Here is a 15,407-nt window from a genome sequence, read left to right as displayed (position 1 = left end):
GCCTCCCCCGGTCCGGGTTCCCGCGCCACCCACGCGCGCAGTGGGCGACCCTCCACTCCCGTCTACTGTGGGGACGTGACCACCACTGCTCCCCACCCCCTGTCGGAACTGCTCGACCCGGGCTGGGCGCGGGCGCTCGCCCCCGTCGAGGACCGTGTCCACGAGCTCGGCCGGATGCTGCGCGCGGAGACCGCGGCCGGCAACCACTACCTACCGGCCGGCACCGACGTGCTGCGGGCCTTCACCTACCCCTTCGAGGGGGTCAAGGTCCTCATCGTCGGCCAGGACCCGTACCCGACGCCCGGGCACGCCATGGGCCTGTCCTTCTCCGTCGCCCCCGGAGTGACACCCCCTCGGTCGCTGCAGAACATCTTCACCGAGCTCGTCGACGACCTGGGCGTCCCCCGCCCCACCTCGGGGGACCTCACCCCGTGGTCGAGGGAGGGCGTGTGCCTCCTCAACAGGGTCCTCACGGTGCGTGCGGGAGCGCCGGGGTCCCACCGGTCCCGTGGATGGGAGGAGGTCACGGACCTCGCCATCGATGCCCTGGTCGCCCGTGACCAACCACTCGTGGCGATCCTGTGGGGTCGTGACGCCCAGTCCCTGGGGCCCCGGCTGGGCCGGACCCCCATGATCTGCTCCCCGCACCCGTCCCCGTTGTCCGCCAGCCGCGGATTCTTCGGGTCCCACCCGTTCTCGAGGGCGAACGCGCTCCTCGCCGAACAGGGGGCCGCGCCGGTCGACTGGCGCCTGCCCTGAGCCGAGGTGGACGCGGCACGGTGCCACAGCAGGTGGTCGCCGTCCGGACGTCGACCGGACCGCCCTCCGGGAGGAGTGCCGACCCGGGGCGCGGTGTCCCTGCTGACGTGGGACCCGGACGGACCCCTCCCCGGAGGAGGGGACATGGAGCCACCTGCGAGACTCGAACTCGCGACCGTCCGCTTACAAGGCGGGTGCTCTACCAACTGAGCTAAGGTGGCGGGCCCCCACAGTGTGCCACGGGGCCCGAGGTGTCTACGAATCAGAGGCGTGACCGCCCCCCGGGCCCGCGGGACCCGGGGGGCGGGAGACCCCCGCACGTGGCGGGGACGTCACGTCACTTCGCGGTGACGCCCATGCCCGTCATGATCGTGTTGAAGAGCTCGTCGGCGGAGGTGCCGGTGAGCTTGATGACCGTCGTCCCGTCCTTGACGAACTCAGGCGTGCCGAAGTTGCTCTGGTCACGTCCCTGGAAGGTCTTCGCCGTCCAGGCGTTGGTGGTCGTCGTCAGGTACGCATCGACCGAGTTCTGCGTGAAGGTGGAGACCACGTCGGCTGGGACACCGGAGTCCTCGGCGATCTGCTTCACCTGGGCGGTGGACTTGTCGAGGTCCTGGATGACGGTGCCGTTCCCGCCGTTGAACTGCTCCTCGAAGTAGGCGAGCAGCGCGTGGTGGAAGGTGACCCAGTGGTCGGGGTCCTTCTGGGCGACGATCAGCGAGGCCGTGGTCGCCGGCTTCTGGAAGGCCATGCCCACGGTGGTGACGGGCTGGTACTCGATGTTGAAGGCACCCTTCTCCGCCTGGTCGGAGAGCTTCGCACCGACTGCCACGTCCACGTCGGCGCACACGTGGCAGGTGTAGTCGAAGTACTCGGTGAGGGTGGGCAGTGAGTCGTCCACCTGCCCGACCCCGAGGTGGGAGTAGAGCACGGGTGCCCCGTCGGCGTAGGGGCCGAGCACTGCCGCCGCGTCCCCTGACTGGGACTGACCCGACTCACCCTCGGAACCCTGCCGGGCGATGATGATCGCGACGGCGGCGATGATGGCGACGACGACCACTGAGACGACGGTGATGATGACCAGGCGGACCCGACGGTCGGCCCGCTGCTGGGCCTCCCTGAGCTGCTGGGCCTTCTGGCGGGTCGAGTCGCTGTTGGAACTCTTGCTGGGCATTGAGGCATCCTCCGTGGCCGTGTGGTGACACCACAGTACCGGCAGCCCGATGCTGCCGTCCTGTCATGTCCCTCCGCCGGTCAGGATGTACCACGTCGCCGCGAGGACACACACCAGGAGCAGGTCCAGGACCACCCTCGACCACCTCGGCCGCAGGAGGGTGCGGGCCACCACCGCGGTCCCCTCCCTCAGTCGGCGGGAGGTGGGCAGTACCCACATCACCAGCAGGACCACCGCCGTCAGGCCCCACACGACCTGCAGCAGCACCGGACCCGCGCCCTCGCCCCACTGTCTGTGAGCGTCGGAGAGGATCACCTCCAGCGGCCACCCCAGAGAGGGGGGAGCCGCGAAGAGGGCGCCCCGGAGCAGGACCCACGCCCCACCCGACACCAGCACCCCGGCGATGAGCCCTCCGATGAGGGCAACGGCGGACCGCAGGATGTGGAGGGGGAGACCGGCGAGCGCCACCGCGGTGTCGGAGGGACGGACCTCCTGGTGCCGCACCCGGCGTGTCTCACGGCCGGCGCGTGTCGCACCCACCGTCGCGAGCAGCACGAGGACGACACCCACGACGGCCGACCCCGCGGAGCCCAGGACCACGGGCAGCACCGCGAGGCCGAGCATGAGCAGGCACCCGGTCAGTGGGACCGGGCGGGGACGGGAGGCGACGTAGGGCGCGACCGGGTACCACTCGGGCACCCCACCCGACCCCTCGGGCACCCACCCCTGCCCCTCGGGCATCCGACCCCATCCCTCGGGCGCCCCGGTCCGGCCGGGGGGCAGGTCCCCCTGCGGGGGCGGCACCCAGACCGGCGACCCCCATCCGGGGGAGGAAGGGAGGACCGTCGTCGCGCCCGACAGCTGGGTCGGGTCCACGGGTGGCAGGTCGGCCGTGGCGTCCGGCGCCGCGTCGGTCGGGCCTCCCGTCAGCGCCTCCGGCCGCCCTCCGGGGACGCGGTTGGTAGGACGGCCGGAATCCCTGCGGGCGGCGCCATGGGCTGCGTGGCGGGTGTCCCGTCCCACGCCGCGGGCAGGAGTCCGGTTGTCCCGCCCTCCCGGGTCGCCGCCTGCGCGTCCGACGTCCCGGCACCGGCGCCGTCCCACCCGTCCGCACCGCGCAGGACCGTGGTCCGTTCCCCCGACCCGCCCTCGTCGACGGGTCCGGCGGGGACCGACGGGGGCGACCCGTGCCGCTCCCCGGCGTGTGGCGTGGGGGCTGTCCTCCAACTGGTGGGGAGGGCCAGGCATGCACAGACGGCCTCGGGCCCGGGACGGGTCGAGGCGTCGACCGCCAGCTCCCCGGCCAGCACGCGGGCGACCCCCGAGGGCAGTCCCGCGGTGTCGGGTTCCCCGCCCATGACCCGCAGCATCACCGCCTGCGGGTCCCCGGAACCGAAGGGGGGCCGTCCGGTCGCCGCCTCGAGCACGGTGGCCGCCCAGGACCACCAGTCGGTGCCGACCGATGCGGGTGCTCCCCTGAGCAGCTCGGGGGCGGTGAATCCGGCCGTACCGGACACGAGGCCCGTGTGCGTGAGGCGCTCGTCGTCCTCCGCCATCGCGATCCCGAAGTCGATGAGGACGGGACCCATCGGGTTGAGGATCACGTTGGAGGGCTTGACGTCGCGGTGGACGACTCCCGCGTCGTGGACCGTGAGGAGTGTGTGCCGCAGGGAGTCCGCCAGGGCCGCCACCTCGCGGGGGGCGAGGGCTCCCGAACGCAGGCGCAGCGACAGGGTCGGACCGTCGACGAACTCGGTGACGACGAAGGGCTGGGAGTCGTCGACCTCGACGTCCAGGACCCGGGCCACCCCGGAGCTGTGGACCCGGTTGACGGTGGTTGCCTCGCGCGACAGGCGCCGACGCGCCTCCTCCGTCGAGGCGAGCGCCGGGTGGAGCAGCTTGAGGGCCACACGCTGGCCCGCGCCGTCCTCCGCCAACCAGACGGTGCCCGCCCCTCCCGTGCCGAGACGTCGCAGGAGGCGGTACCCACCCAGCATCCGTCCCTGTCCCTCGTCCACCGGCCCAGACTATCGGCACCACCCGCCCCGACCCGGGCAGCCGGCGCGGAGGGGCCCGACCGGCACACGGGCGGAACGGGGGCGCAGACGTGTCCCGACACACATTGGTCCGGCGCGCCCCCGGCGTGGTACTTTGAGATCGGTCACGTCCCTGCGCGAGCGGGTGCCGGGTCCGGCGTCGGTGAAGATGCTGACGTCTCGTCTCTACTCGGATCGTCCGGCACGTACCTGCCGGTGGAGGAGAATCATGGCAACCGTCACTTTCGACAAGGCAACCCGGATCTACCCGGGTTCCGACAAGCCGGCCGTCGATGCACTGGACCTGGAGATCGCCGACGGCGAGTTCCTCGTCCTCGTCGGCCCGTCCGGCTGCGGCAAGTCCACCTCGCTGCGCATGCTCGCCGGCCTTGAGGACGTCAACTCCGGCCGCATCTTCATCGGCGACCGTGACGTCACCGACGTCCAGCCGAAGAACCGCGACATCGCGATGGTCTTCCAGAACTACGCCCTGTACCCGCACATGACGGTGCGCGACAACATGGGCTTCGCGCTGAAGATCGCGGGGACCCCCAAGGACGAGATCCGCAAGCGCGTCGACGAGGCGGCCAAGATCCTCGACCTCGAGCCCTACCTCGACCGCAAGCCCAAGGCCCTCTCCGGCGGCCAGCGCCAGCGCGTGGCCATGGGCCGTGCGATCGTCCGCAAGCCGCAGGTGTTCCTCATGGACGAGCCCCTGTCGAACCTGGACGCGAAGCTGCGTGTGCAGACCCGCACCCAGATCGCCTCGCTGCAGCGTGAGCTCGGCGTCACGACGGTCTACGTCACCCACGACCAGACCGAGGCCCTGACGATGGGCGACCGCATCGCGGTCCTCAGCGATGGCATCCTCCAGCAGGTCGGCACCCCCGCCGAGATGTACGACACCCCGGCCAACTCCTTCGTCGCGGGCTTCATCGGCTCGCCCGCCATGAACCTCGGCAAGTTCACGGTCACCGGCGAGTTCGCCACCCTGGACACCGCCAAGGTCCGCCTCACCCCGGCGACCGCCGCGGCCCTCACCCCCGCCGACAACGGGGAGATCATCATCGGCTTCCGTCCCGAGGGCCTCGAGCTGGTCGGCCCGGACGTCGAGGACACGATCCCGATCGAGGTCGACTTCGTCGAGGAGCTGGGCTCGGATGCCTACATCTACGGCCACCTGGCCGGTGCGGGCAGCGGCCACGGCCTCGGCTCCGGCAACGAGGGCAAGGCCGAGCAGCTGATCGTCCGCGTGCCCCCGCGCACCGCCCCCGAGCGCGGCAACGTCGTGCACGCCCGCATCATCCCCGGACAGCAGCACGCGTTCTCCGCCGCCACCGGCGTGCGTCTGCCCTCCTGAGCCGACCCGACCGGTGCCCCGTCCCCTCCCGGGGGGCGGGGCACCGTCGTGTCCGGGGTGTTGTGCGGGTCCCGTGGGTGTGTGGCACCCGGCCCCCGGGTCCCGGGGGGTGGGGCGCGGGCACACGAGGTGCGACAATGGTGGCCATGCCCCAGTCATTGGAGATCACGGCCGCGACCATTGACCCGGCCCTGCTCGACCTCCCGTGGGAGCTGCCCCTGAAGGAGTGGCCCCCCGACATCCTGGCGGCCCTTCCCCGCGGCCTCTCCCGCCACATCGTGCGCTTCGTCAACCTCTCCGGACGCGTCATCGCGGTCAAGGAGATCGGGGAGACCGTCGCGCACCACGAGTACGAGATGCTCCGCGACCTCTCGCGCATCGATGCCCCCTCCGTCCTCCCCACCGCCGTGGTGACGGGTCGACGCGACAACGCCGGTGAGGAGCTCAACGCGGTCCTCGTCACCGAGCACCTCCAGTTCTCGCTGCCCTACCGGGCCCTCTTCAGCCAGTACATGACCCCCGACACCGCCACCAGGCTCATCGATGCCCTGGCGGTGCTCCTGGTGCGGCTGCACCTGCTCGGTTTCTACTGGGGCGACGTCTCCCTGTCCAACACCCTCTTCAGGCGTGACGCCGGCGCCTTCTCCGCCTACCTCGTGGACGCGGAGACCGGTGAGCTCCACCCTTCCCTCACCAGGGGGCAACGGGAGTACGACGTCGACCTCGCCCGGACCAACATCATCGGGGAACTGATGGACCTCCAGGCCGGCTCCTACTTCCCCGAGGACGAGGACCCGATCACCGTCGGGGACCGCATCCGCTCCCGCTACGAAGAGTTGTGGCGCGAACTCACCGCGCCGGAGTCCATCGAGACCGGCCAGCGGTGGCGGGTCGCTGAGCGCATCGAGCGCCTCAACGAGCTCGGCTTCAGCGTCGGTGAGCTCCAGATGGTCTCCGACCTCGACGGCACCCACCTGACGATCCAACCGAAGGTGGTCGACTCGGGGCACTTCCACCGCCAGATGATGCGCCTGACCGGGATGGACGTCGGGGAGAAGCAGGCACAGCGCATGCTCAACGACCTCGAGACCTACCGGGCGATGACGGGTCGGCAGGGACAACCCATCGAGATCGTGGCCCATGAGTGGATGCGTGACGTGTTCGAACCCGTCATCGCCGGTGTCCCCCCCGAGCTGCGGGCGAAGCTCGAACCCGCGCAGATCTTCCACGAGGTGCTCGACCACCGCTGGTTCCTCGCCCAGCAGGCCGGTCACGACATCCCCCTGGACGAGGTCATCGACTCCTACGTCCACTCCGTCCTCCCCTCCAAGCGTGACGAGGCGATCCTCCTGGACCCCGGGCCCCAGGACACCGCCGAGATGCCGGCGGTCATCCCCGGGGAGCCTGCCGCCCCGGAGGACCCCGCCGACGTCGCCCTCGTCAACGGCACTCCTGACACACCTGCAGGCGGGGACGCCCACCCCGACGGCGCGTGACCCCGCGCGCCACCCACCCCGAAAGGACCGCAATGCCTGAGTTCCCCCGCATCCTCGCCCACAGGGGCGCCTCGTCGCTGGCCCCGGAGAACACGATGGCCTCCTTCGTCAAGGCGATGGAGGTCGGCGCCCGGTGGATCGAGTTCGACGTCGACATCATGGGCGACGGGACGCTGCTCGTCATGCACGACGACACCCTCGACCGCACCACCACGGGGCACGGTGGCTACTACGACAAGGGCTTCTCCGACCTGCGTCGCCTCGACGCGGGCTCCTGGTTCTCCGACGTCTACCGCTTCGAGCCCGTTCCCGAGGCGGCGGACGTCATCGAGTTCCTCAACGCCTCGGGACTGCACGGCAACCTCGAGATCAAGCCGTGCCGGGGCGGGGAGGTGCTGCGGGAGCGCGTCATCGAGACCTTGGCGCACACCGTGGACACCCTGGTCGACCAGGAGCACTTCATCGTCTCCAGCTTCGACCACGACCTCTTGGCCCGTTTCCACGCGGAGCGACCCGACACCGACCTGGGCTGGCTCCTCGAACGCGATGACCACGGCCGGGAGGGGTGGAGGACCGGGGCGGTGGAACTCGGGTGCCGGGCCGTCAACCCCGGGGACACCGACCTGACGGAGGCCCAGGTGGCCGAGATGCTGGAGGCCGGTTTCGAGGTCAACGTCTGGACCGTCGACGACCTCGACCGAGCCCGGGAGCTGGCTCGGTGGGGCGTGACCGGCATCTTCACGAACCGTCCGCAGGACTTCCCGGAGTCCGCCCTGCAGCGCTGAGGGCGCCGCCCCGGCGCCGCGGCTGCGGGAACCGCGTGGGTCGGAGCGGGCGCCGCAGGAGCCTCAGGCGCTGTGGCCCCTCCTGCGCTCCTCGCGCAGGCCCAGGTACTTCGCGAGGGAGAGCTCGGCCACCGAGTCCACGAGCATCAGGCCGCCCAGGACGCCCCCGATCTTCGTCCACCCCGACCGGGGCTTCTCCGCGCGGATCGCGAGTGCGACGAGGGTTGCGCCCGTCGCCGCCTCGAGGCTCGCACCGACCCGCACGATCCACGGCCGCTCCACGGCCGCCGTGTGGTAGGCGTCCCAGAGCGGGAAGGTCGGGGAGTCGTGCTCGGTGAGCATGATGTCGACGCTGCGTCCGATGGCGTTGGAGATGCCGCGGGCGAGGTGGACCTCCGCCCCGGACACCTCCTCCAGCGGGATCGCGCCCTCCAGGAACGCCGCGACGCTGTCGTCCAGGCCGAGTGCACGCACGGCGGCGTGGACGGCTGCGGGGCCCTCGACCCCGGCCGCCGCACGGAAGGCGTCGGTGTCGGCGCCGGGCACGTGGGAGGCGATCGCCTCGAGGTCCTCGCCGTCGCCCACGAGGTCCTCGACCGCCGGGTCCAGGGGGGCGTCGGCCGGGTGGGCACCGGGCACGAGCTGGGTGCGCATGCCCCAATTGTGCGAGACGACGTTCTCGGGATCGTCATCGGTGACGAGGAAGGCCTGGAACTCGTCGCCCGCCACGGACAGGGAGACCAGGGGCACGTCCCCGAAGTTCCACCCCGCGCGCTCGGGCGGCAGCTCCGCGAGGAGGACACGCTCCCCTCCGGGCAGTTCGATGTCGGAGATGTCCACACCCTCCAACGCGGCCAGGAGCGGGACGGAGGAGGCAGGGGTGTGTCCGATCTCGACGACACGCGACGAGGGAGGCTCGGCATCCTCGTCGGTCTGCACGTCGGCCAAGGGGGACACGCCCTCCGGCAGGTGGTCGGCGAGGGCGGCTCCCAGGCGCACCTCGGCGTCCAGGAGGACGGCCAGCTCCTCCACCAGCACGTCGAGGGCAGGACCCGGGTGGGGCACGTCCGCGTCCGCGTCGAGGGCGGCCACGGCGCCGTCCTGCTCGGCGACGACGATGCCGAGGAGCTGGGGGGACCGGTCGAACCACTCGAGCTGCGCCAGCACGCTGCGCGAGGCGAGCTCATCCGCCACCACCTGCGGGTCGAGCTCGCGGGCGATGATCATCCCCTCGACGCGTGCCCATCCGTTCGCGGCCATGGAATCTCCCCCTCGTAGCTGTGGTCACACCATCTCATCACGCATTGGTGTCCATTGTCCTCATTTGGCCGGCGGTCTCAACCCATCAACGCACCACCAGGGTAGATGATGCGTTGTCGTGGAGGCTGGGATGAGTGTGGTGACGTCGCTGCCAGCGGCAGTACAGGACGTCGTGTGGCAGGCATGGGGCGAGGGCGAGTCACTGCGGCGGATCGCCGATCGGGCCGGCGTCCCGTCGCATCACGTGCGCCGGTACTTGCTGCGTCATGGTGGGGTGCGACCCGCGTTGCCGAGACGCTCCCCACGGCATCTGAGTCCAGGTGAGCGGGAAGAGATCTCGCGTGGGATCGCTGCTGGTCTTTCTGCCCGGGCGATCGCCGAAGGGTTGGGGCGGTCGGCGTCGACGGTCTCGCGCGAGATCGCCCGCGACGGCGGCCGTGACGCCTACCGTGCGACGGTCGCCGATGAGCGTGCCCGCGTCGAAGCCCGGCGGTCGCGGGTGCCGCGTCTCGCGAGCGACGAGCGGCTGCGGGCGGTGGTGCTCTCGCGGCTCGAGCTGGACTGGTCCCCGCAGCAGATCGCGGCGTGGCTGCGCCGCGAACATCCCCACGAGCCGGGCATGTGGGTCTCGCACGAGACGATCTACCGCGCTGTCTATCTGCCGGCATCGCGGAACCTGCCTAAGAGCACGTACCAGCGGCTGCGGTCCGGTCGCACGATGCGCCGGCCCCGGCTCGTGAAGCGATCGCACGGGCGAGGGCATCTGCGCGACATGGTCTCCATCCACCACCGCCCCGCCACCGTGACCGACCGGCTCGAGCCGGGTCATTGGGAAGGTGACCTCGTCATGGGCAAACACCCGAGCGCGGTCGCGACCCTCGTCGAGCGCACCACCCGCTACCCGAAGATCGTGCCGCTGCCCGACGGGATCAAGGCCAAGGACGTCAGCATCGCGGTCGCCCGCGCCCTGTTCAACGTCCCACCCGGCATGTGCAAGTCCCTGACCTAGGACCGCGGCCGCGAGATGGCCGACCACGCCTTCCTCAGCGCACTCATCGACGCCCCGGTCTACTTCTGCGACCCCCGCAGCCCGTGGCAGCGCGGCACCAACGAGAACACCAACCGCCTCCTGCGCCAGTACCTCCCGCGGCGCACGAACATGAACGCGACGAGTAACGACGAGCTCGAACGCATCGAGAGGCTCCTCAACGAACGGCCTCGGCAGGTCCTTGAATGGGCGGCGCCGACGGAGAGGTTTCTTGAGACCGCAGCGGCGGCTCGAGAATTGCGCCGGTCGATGAGCAGATCCGACGCAGGCGTGCGAGCTGTAGCTGAGGAATGAAGCCGGGGCAGGCAATGAGAATCGGCGACTGTGATGTGTCTCTGCGAGACCGCCCACCGGGGATACCCCTTCGAGTCAGGAGGGCGACCAGCGTGGGCGTGGCGCCGGTCTGGGCGCAGCCACGATCACATCGGGCTTGTCACGTGGACGATCCTGAGTGGGCCTTCTTCAGGTGTGGGCGTCTCGAACCCGTCGATGTACGCGATCGCTCGCTCGCGCGACACAGCGATGTCGTCCGGGCCGGAGTTCTCGCGCTGGGCCAACCTGTCCAGGAGGATCGACCGCCTGGTGTCCAGGTAGTGGACGACCGGGACGACGCCGAGGGGGGCGCAGAGCCGCCTGAACTCATCGCGCGAGGCACGGGACCAGAACGAGGAGTCCACGACGACGCCCTTCCCCTGCTTCACACAGTCGACGAGCTTGTCCTGGAGCGTTCCGTTGACGACCTGGCGCGCGTCGTCGCCGATCGGGTGGGTCCGGTGCCCGAGGGCCCACGCCTCGCCGTCGAACGAGACCCTGACATAGCCCCGGGCCTCCAGGCCACGCGCGTAGGTCGACTTCCCCGATCCAGCCGGACCGCACATGAGGATGACCTGGTCCACGTAGCCAACCCTATCCGGGCTCAACGCAGGTGAGGGACAAAGGCGGTGACGCCCGGGTAGGAGTCGAGGGCTGCATGACCACCTACGGTCGGCATCACCCGGAAATCCGCCTGACCATACCGCCGTGCCGTAAGCCGATCCCCTACCGAGACACCCCGCGCACGCCCACGCGGCGAGGCAGCACCTTGATGTCGACTGTCTCGATAGACCCGCTCGAAAATCTGCCCGGTGAGGGCTGCCTGTCTGCGACACTCACGGCATGACCGCGACGCTCATCGGGTACGCACGCTGCTCGACCGCCGAACAAGACCTCACCGCCCAACGCCAAGCGCTCGAGACGATGGGAGTCGACCCGAGACGCGTCTACGTCGACCAGGGCGCGACCGGCACCCACCGCGACCGGCCCGGGCTCCGCGAGGCCCTGGCCGCGACCCGGTCCGGGGACACGCTCGTGGTGACCAAGCTCGATCGCCTCGCCCGCTCGATCCGCGACGCGCGCGACATCGTCGACGAGCTCACCACCCACGGCGTCCGGCTGCAGATCGGAGGCACCGTCCACGACCCCAACGACCCGGTTGGCCGGCTACTGCTCAACGTGCTCGCGATGGTCGCCGAGTTCGAGGCTGACCTGATCCGCGCCCCGCACCCGCGAAGGCATGGCCATCGCGAAGGCAAAGGGCAAGCTCAAGGGCCGCAAGCCCAAGCTCACTCCTGCCCAGGAGCGTCACCTCGTCGACCTCCACCACGCCGGCAACCACACCTCCGCCGAGATCGCCGAGCTCTTCGGGGTCTCCCGCGCGACCGTCTACCGCGCCGTCGGACGTGCTCGACCTCTGGCAGCACGCTCGGGCGAGGCCTAGCCTCGATCCATGTGGAGACGTCATAAGCCGAAGCCGCTCGATGAGGTCGATCGCTGGATCAACGAGGGCCAGTCCGCCACCGTCGAGGACCGGCTCGACACCATCGCGCACCAGCACGCCGGACACTCGGAAGACGAGGTCCGAACCGCGCTGCAGTCCGCGAGGATCCCAGCTCCCGCGTCGGTGATCGACGGGCTCGCGTCCCGGATCTCTGTCCTCGAGCCCGCCCAAGGGACACGGGCCACGGTGCGCATGCGCACCCACGATCCCCGCTGAGCTCGACGCTAGAGTTCCTCGGAGTGAAGGTGGTGCGTTGATCGGTTGGGACCGCCCCCGAATGCGCAGCGCGTCGACGTCCGAGCGGGAATGGGTCCCGGCGCGGCGGGGAGGTCGACCCGTTCCGCCCGGCCGCGGCCGGGAGCCCCTCGGCCACAGGGTACGCACTGCGCACCGCGGCCAGGGGGCACACGGCCCGGGCCACAGGGCACACGCCGGGGGGCACACGGCCCGGGCCACGGACGTCCCGCACGCACGAGGGCCCGCCGCGGTAGTACCGCGACGGGCCCTCGTGCCCCGGGGAGGGCTCAGTGCGGGCACCCCGGGATGTGGCCGGGTGACTCAGGCCATCTTGGTGCCGACGGAGCCGAGGCGCTCGGCGGCCTCGACCACGCGGGCGGCCATGCCTGCCTCAGCGGCCTTGCCCCAGGCGCGCGGGTCGTAGGTCTTCTTGTTGCCGACCTCGCCGTCGATCTTCAGGACGCCGTCGTAGTTCTTGTACATCCAGTCGGCGACCGGACGCGTGAAGGCGTACTGGGTGTCGGTGTCGACGTTCATCTTGATGACGCCGTTGGCGACGGCGGTGGCGATCTCCTGGTCGGTGGAGCCGGAGCCACCGTGCATGACCAGGTCGAAGGGGCGGTGGTCCAGCTTGTAGTGCGCCTGCACCTCGTCCTGGATCGTGCCGAGGATCTCGGGGCGCAGCTTCACGTGGCCGGGCTTGTAGGCGCCGTGCACGTTGCCGAAGGTCAGGGCCGTGATGTAGCGGCCCTTCTCGCCCAGGCCGAGGGCCTCGACCGTCTTGATGGCGTCGGCCGTGGAGGTGTAGAGCTTCTCGTTGATCTCGCCGACGACGCCGTCCTCCTCACCGCCGACCGCACCGATCTCGACCTCGAGGATGGTGTGGGACGCGACTGCCAGGGGCAGCAGGCGCTTCGCGATCTCGAGGTTCTCGTCCAGCGGGATGGCGGAGCCGTCCCACATGTGGGACTGGAACCAGGGCAGACGACCCGCCTTGACCTCCTCGACCTCCAGCTCCATGAGCTTCTCGGTCCAGGAGTCCAGGTTCTGCTTGGCGCAGTGGTCGGTGTGGAGGGCCACGGTCACCGGGTAGTTCTTGGCGACCTCGCGGGCGTAGGCGGCCATCGCGAGGGATCCGGCGATACGGTCCTTGACCGTGGAGCCCGACCAGTACTCGGCACCGCCGACGGACACCTGGATGATGCCGTCCGACTCGGCGTCGGCGAAACCGCGCAGGGCGGCGCTCAGGGTCTGCGACGAGGTGACGTTGATGGCGGGGTAGGCGAACTTGCCGTCCCTCGCGCGGTCGAGCATCTCGTTGTAGACCTCAGGGGTTGCGATGGGCACAGGAGCCTCCTTGTTGACTGAGAATCTGTCCCCCCGATTGTCCCACACCTGCACGGGCGCGAGGAGCGGGAGAAGGTCCCTCTCCTGTCATCCCCGACGGTTCACCCACGCCCACATGGCGATGGCGGCGGCATGGCCGACGTTCATCGAACGCGTGGAACCGTGCTGCGTGATGTGCAGGACACAGTCGCACCCGCCCAGCATCTGGTCACTGAGGCCCCCGGACTCCTCCCCGAAGACGAGGAGCGCGCGCCCGGGGAGCTCCGCCTGCTCGAGGGGCTCGGAGCCCTCGACGTTGTCGATGCCGACCACCACCAGTCCCCGCTCGTGCGCGTCCCGCACCAGGGCGGAGGCATCCGGCAGGTGGTCCACCGGCAGGTAACGGTCGGTGACCATCGCCCCGCGGCGGTTCCACCGCCTGCGCCCCACGATGTGCACACGCGAGGCACCCAGCGCATTGGCGGTCCTCACGATGGAGCCGATGTTGAAGTCGTGGCCCAGGTTCTCCACGGCCACCTCGAATCCCCGGGACCTGGTGCGCAGGTCCTCGCGGATCGCCTCCATGCTCCAGTAGCGGTAGCGGTCCTCGACGTTGCGCTGGTCCCCCAAGGCGAGGAGTTCGGGGTCCAGGCGCGGATCAGTGGGCCACTCGAGGCGCCCCCCGGGCCACGGCCCCACGCCGACCGGATCGGTCCCACCGTCCGGTTCCGCCGTTCCTCGACCACGGCTGGCGGGACCACCCGCGTCGGTGTCGGGCGGGGTTCCGGTGTGGACGACCTCCGCCGGCACGGGGTCACCGGCGCCGCCCTCGTCCCCCGACACCGGGCGCCCAGCGGCGCCCCACCCACTGGGGCCACGGCCGTCGGCGCCACCCCCGTCCCCGGAGGGTGCGGTGGAGCGGCGCGACGACTCGGACATGGGCACACCCTAGCCGGGGGCCCACCCCGGACCGGTGCCGGGCGGGGCCCTCGACGACTAGATTGGAGGCATGACGACGAGCGCAGTGCCCCATTCGGTCCCACTCTCCGAGATGCCCCCGATCACCGCCTGGCTCTCCGACATGGACGGGGTCCTGGTCAGCGAGAACCGGGCACTCCCCGGAGCGCAGGAGTTCCTGGACGCGCTCCAGGAGCACCGGATGCCCTTCCTGGTGCTGACCAACAACTCGATCTTCACCAACCGGGACCTCTCGGCCCGGCTGGCCCGTGCGGGGCTGCAGGTCGCCGAGGACCGGATCTGGACCTCGGCGAACGCCACCGCGGCGTTCCTCACCCAGCAGTCCCCGAACTCGACGGCCTACGTCATCGGCGAGGCGGGTCTCACCACGGCCCTGCACAACGCGGGGTTCATCATGACCGACACCGATCCCGAGTTCGTGGTGCTCGGGGAGACGCGCAACTACGACTTCAACGCGTTGACCCGCGCGATCCGCCTCATCGAGAAGGGCGCGAAGTTCATCGCCACCAACCCCGACGTGACCGGCCCCTCCGACGAGGGCATGCTCCCGGCAACGGGCTCTGTCGCCGCGATGATCAAGGCAGCCACCGGGCACTCCCCCTACTTCGTGGGCAAACCGAACCCGGTGATGATCCGCGCCGGGCTGAACCGACTGGGGATCCACTCCGAGGACGCCGCCATGGTGGGCGACCGCATGGACACCGATGTCCGCGCCGGCGTCGAGGCCGGCCTGCGCACGCACCTGGTGCTCTCCGGCTCGACCAAGGCAGAGCAGGTCGCGAACTTCCCCTACCGCCCCTTCGGCATCCACAACGGCATCGGGGACTTGGTGGCTCTCGTGGAGGCGTCGAGGGGCTGAGGCCTGCCAGCGGGTCGGGGCCGGCGGCTGCAGCGGGGCCAGCGAACCCACACACCGTCGCCGCCGCAGCCCTCAGGACATCAACCAGCTGTGGGTTCGACCCCGAATCCACGCCCGCAGACCGCCCTCGCGCCGCCGAACCCACACACCGTCGCCACCGCAGCCCTCAGGACATCAACTAGCTGTGGGTTCAACCCCCATACGGCCCTCACAGACCGCTCCCAGACCCCCGAACCCACACGCCGTCGCCGCCACGGGCAGTGGACGACCACC

The 15,407-nt window shown here is 70.6% G+C and carries 14 protein-coding genes, 1 tRNA gene and 2 pseudogenes; 9 read left to right on the top strand and 8 right to left on the bottom strand.

All coding sequences use genetic code 11. The features are described from left to right. Positions 1–75: 75 nt before the first annotated feature. Entirely contained in the window at positions 76–759 is a 684-nt protein-coding gene (locus TA90_RS08860) for a uracil-DNA glycosylase (RefSeq protein ID WP_043535838.1), read from the top strand. 145 nt (positions 760–904) lie between these two features. On the opposite strand, the gene TA90_RS08855 is transcribed toward TA90_RS08860, so the two are convergent. The 4 genes from TA90_RS08855 to TA90_RS08840 form a co-directional block, all read right to left on the bottom strand. After that, positions 905–980: transfer RNA gene (locus TA90_RS08855), tRNA-Thr, on the bottom strand. A 116-nt stretch (positions 981–1,096) separates the two neighbouring features. Then, a complete protein-coding gene (locus tag TA90_RS08850; RefSeq protein WP_043535837.1) occupies positions 1,097–1,933 on the bottom strand; it encodes a DsbA family protein in 837 nt (278 codons plus the stop codon). A 63-nt stretch (positions 1,934–1,996) separates the two neighbouring features. Then, on the bottom strand, positions 1,997–2,674 hold the full coding sequence (locus TA90_RS08845) for a hypothetical protein (RefSeq protein ID WP_043535836.1): 678 nt from the start codon (positions 2,672–2,674) through the stop codon (positions 1,997–1,999). 185 nt (positions 2,675–2,859) lie between these two features. Then, entirely contained in the window at positions 2,860–3,951 is a 1,092-nt protein-coding gene (locus tag TA90_RS08840; RefSeq protein WP_231550709.1) for a serine/threonine-protein kinase, read from the bottom strand. Positions 3,952–4,198: 247 nt separating this feature from the next. Between TA90_RS08840 and TA90_RS08835 the strand changes: the two genes are divergently transcribed. The 3 genes from TA90_RS08835 to TA90_RS08825 all read left to right on the top strand — a co-directional run bounded on the left by TA90_RS08835 (position 4,199) and on the right by TA90_RS08825 (position 7,610). Continuing rightward, entirely contained in the window at positions 4,199–5,329 is a 1,131-nt protein-coding gene (locus TA90_RS08835) for an ABC transporter ATP-binding protein (RefSeq protein WP_043535835.1), read from the top strand. Between the two features lie 146 nt (positions 5,330–5,475). Further along, the gene (locus TA90_RS08830) at positions 5,476–6,825 is read left to right on the top strand and encodes a DUF4032 domain-containing protein (RefSeq protein ID WP_082031588.1); all 1,350 of its coding nucleotides are present in this window, start codon (positions 5,476–5,478) and stop codon (positions 6,823–6,825) included. A 32-nt stretch (positions 6,826–6,857) separates the two neighbouring features. Continuing rightward, complete coding sequence (locus TA90_RS08825) at positions 6,858–7,610, top strand: glycerophosphodiester phosphodiesterase family protein (protein WP_043535834.1); 753 nt, start codon at positions 6,858–6,860, stop codon at positions 7,608–7,610. Between the two features lie 63 nt (positions 7,611–7,673). Here TA90_RS08825 and TA90_RS08820 read toward each other — a convergent pair whose 3' ends face one another. Continuing rightward, positions 7,674–8,870: a hypothetical protein gene (locus TA90_RS08820; protein WP_043535833.1), complete on the bottom strand. Its 1,197-nt coding sequence runs from the start codon at positions 8,868–8,870 to the stop codon at positions 7,674–7,676. A 130-nt stretch (positions 8,871–9,000) separates the two neighbouring features. On the opposite strand from TA90_RS08820, the pseudogene TA90_RS13290 reads away from it, so the two are divergent. Next, a pseudogene (locus TA90_RS13290) lies at positions 9,001–10,212 on the top strand (IS30 family transposase). A 125-nt stretch (positions 10,213–10,337) separates the two neighbouring features. Here the strand turns inward: TA90_RS13290 and TA90_RS08810 are convergent. Further along, complete coding sequence (locus TA90_RS08810) at positions 10,338–10,814, bottom strand: P-loop nucleotide/nucleoside kinase family protein (protein ID WP_197067875.1); 477 nt, start codon at positions 10,812–10,814, stop codon at positions 10,338–10,340. A gap of 259 nt (positions 10,815–11,073) precedes the next feature. On the opposite strand from TA90_RS08810, the pseudogene TA90_RS15600 reads away from it, so the two are divergent. The 3 genes and pseudogenes from TA90_RS15600 to TA90_RS08800 form a co-directional block, all read left to right on the top strand. Further along, positions 11,074–11,394 (top strand): annotated as a pseudogene (locus TA90_RS15600) (recombinase family protein); the annotation flags it as partial. A 76-nt stretch (positions 11,395–11,470) separates the two neighbouring features. Next, positions 11,471–11,674 (top strand): helix-turn-helix domain-containing protein, encoded by a 204-nt coding sequence (locus TA90_RS15595; protein WP_231550708.1) that lies wholly within the window; start codon positions 11,471–11,473, stop codon positions 11,672–11,674. 9 nt (positions 11,675–11,683) lie between these two features. After that, a complete protein-coding gene (locus TA90_RS08800; protein ID WP_043535832.1) occupies positions 11,684–11,950 on the top strand; it encodes a hypothetical protein in 267 nt (88 codons plus the stop codon). A gap of 342 nt (positions 11,951–12,292) precedes the next feature. Here TA90_RS08800 and fbaA read toward each other — a convergent pair whose 3' ends face one another. Together fbaA and TA90_RS08790 are read right to left on the bottom strand one after the other, a co-directional pair. Further along, on the bottom strand, positions 12,293–13,318 hold the full coding sequence (gene fbaA, locus TA90_RS08795) for a class II fructose-bisphosphate aldolase (RefSeq protein WP_043535831.1): 1,026 nt from the start codon (positions 13,316–13,318) through the stop codon (positions 12,293–12,295). A gap of 87 nt (positions 13,319–13,405) precedes the next feature. Further along, a complete protein-coding gene (locus TA90_RS08790; protein ID WP_043535843.1) occupies positions 13,406–13,996 on the bottom strand; it encodes a TrmH family RNA methyltransferase in 591 nt (196 codons plus the stop codon). A 310-nt stretch (positions 13,997–14,306) separates the two neighbouring features. Here TA90_RS08790 and TA90_RS08785 point away from each other — a divergent pair, with 310 nt between their 5' ends. Continuing rightward, positions 14,307–15,134, top strand: a complete 828-nt coding sequence (locus TA90_RS08785; protein WP_043535830.1) for an HAD-IIA family hydrolase — start codon at positions 14,307–14,309, stop codon at positions 15,132–15,134. The last annotated feature ends 273 nt before the right edge of the window (positions 15,135–15,407 follow it).

This window comes from Actinomyces polynesiensis (genome assembly GCF_000820725.1).
GTDB lineage: Bacteria > Actinomycetota > Actinomycetes > Actinomycetales > Actinomycetaceae > Pauljensenia > Pauljensenia polynesiensis.
The sequence above is the reverse complement of the archived record's forward strand: the minus strand, read 5'-3'. Positions and strand labels throughout refer to the sequence as shown.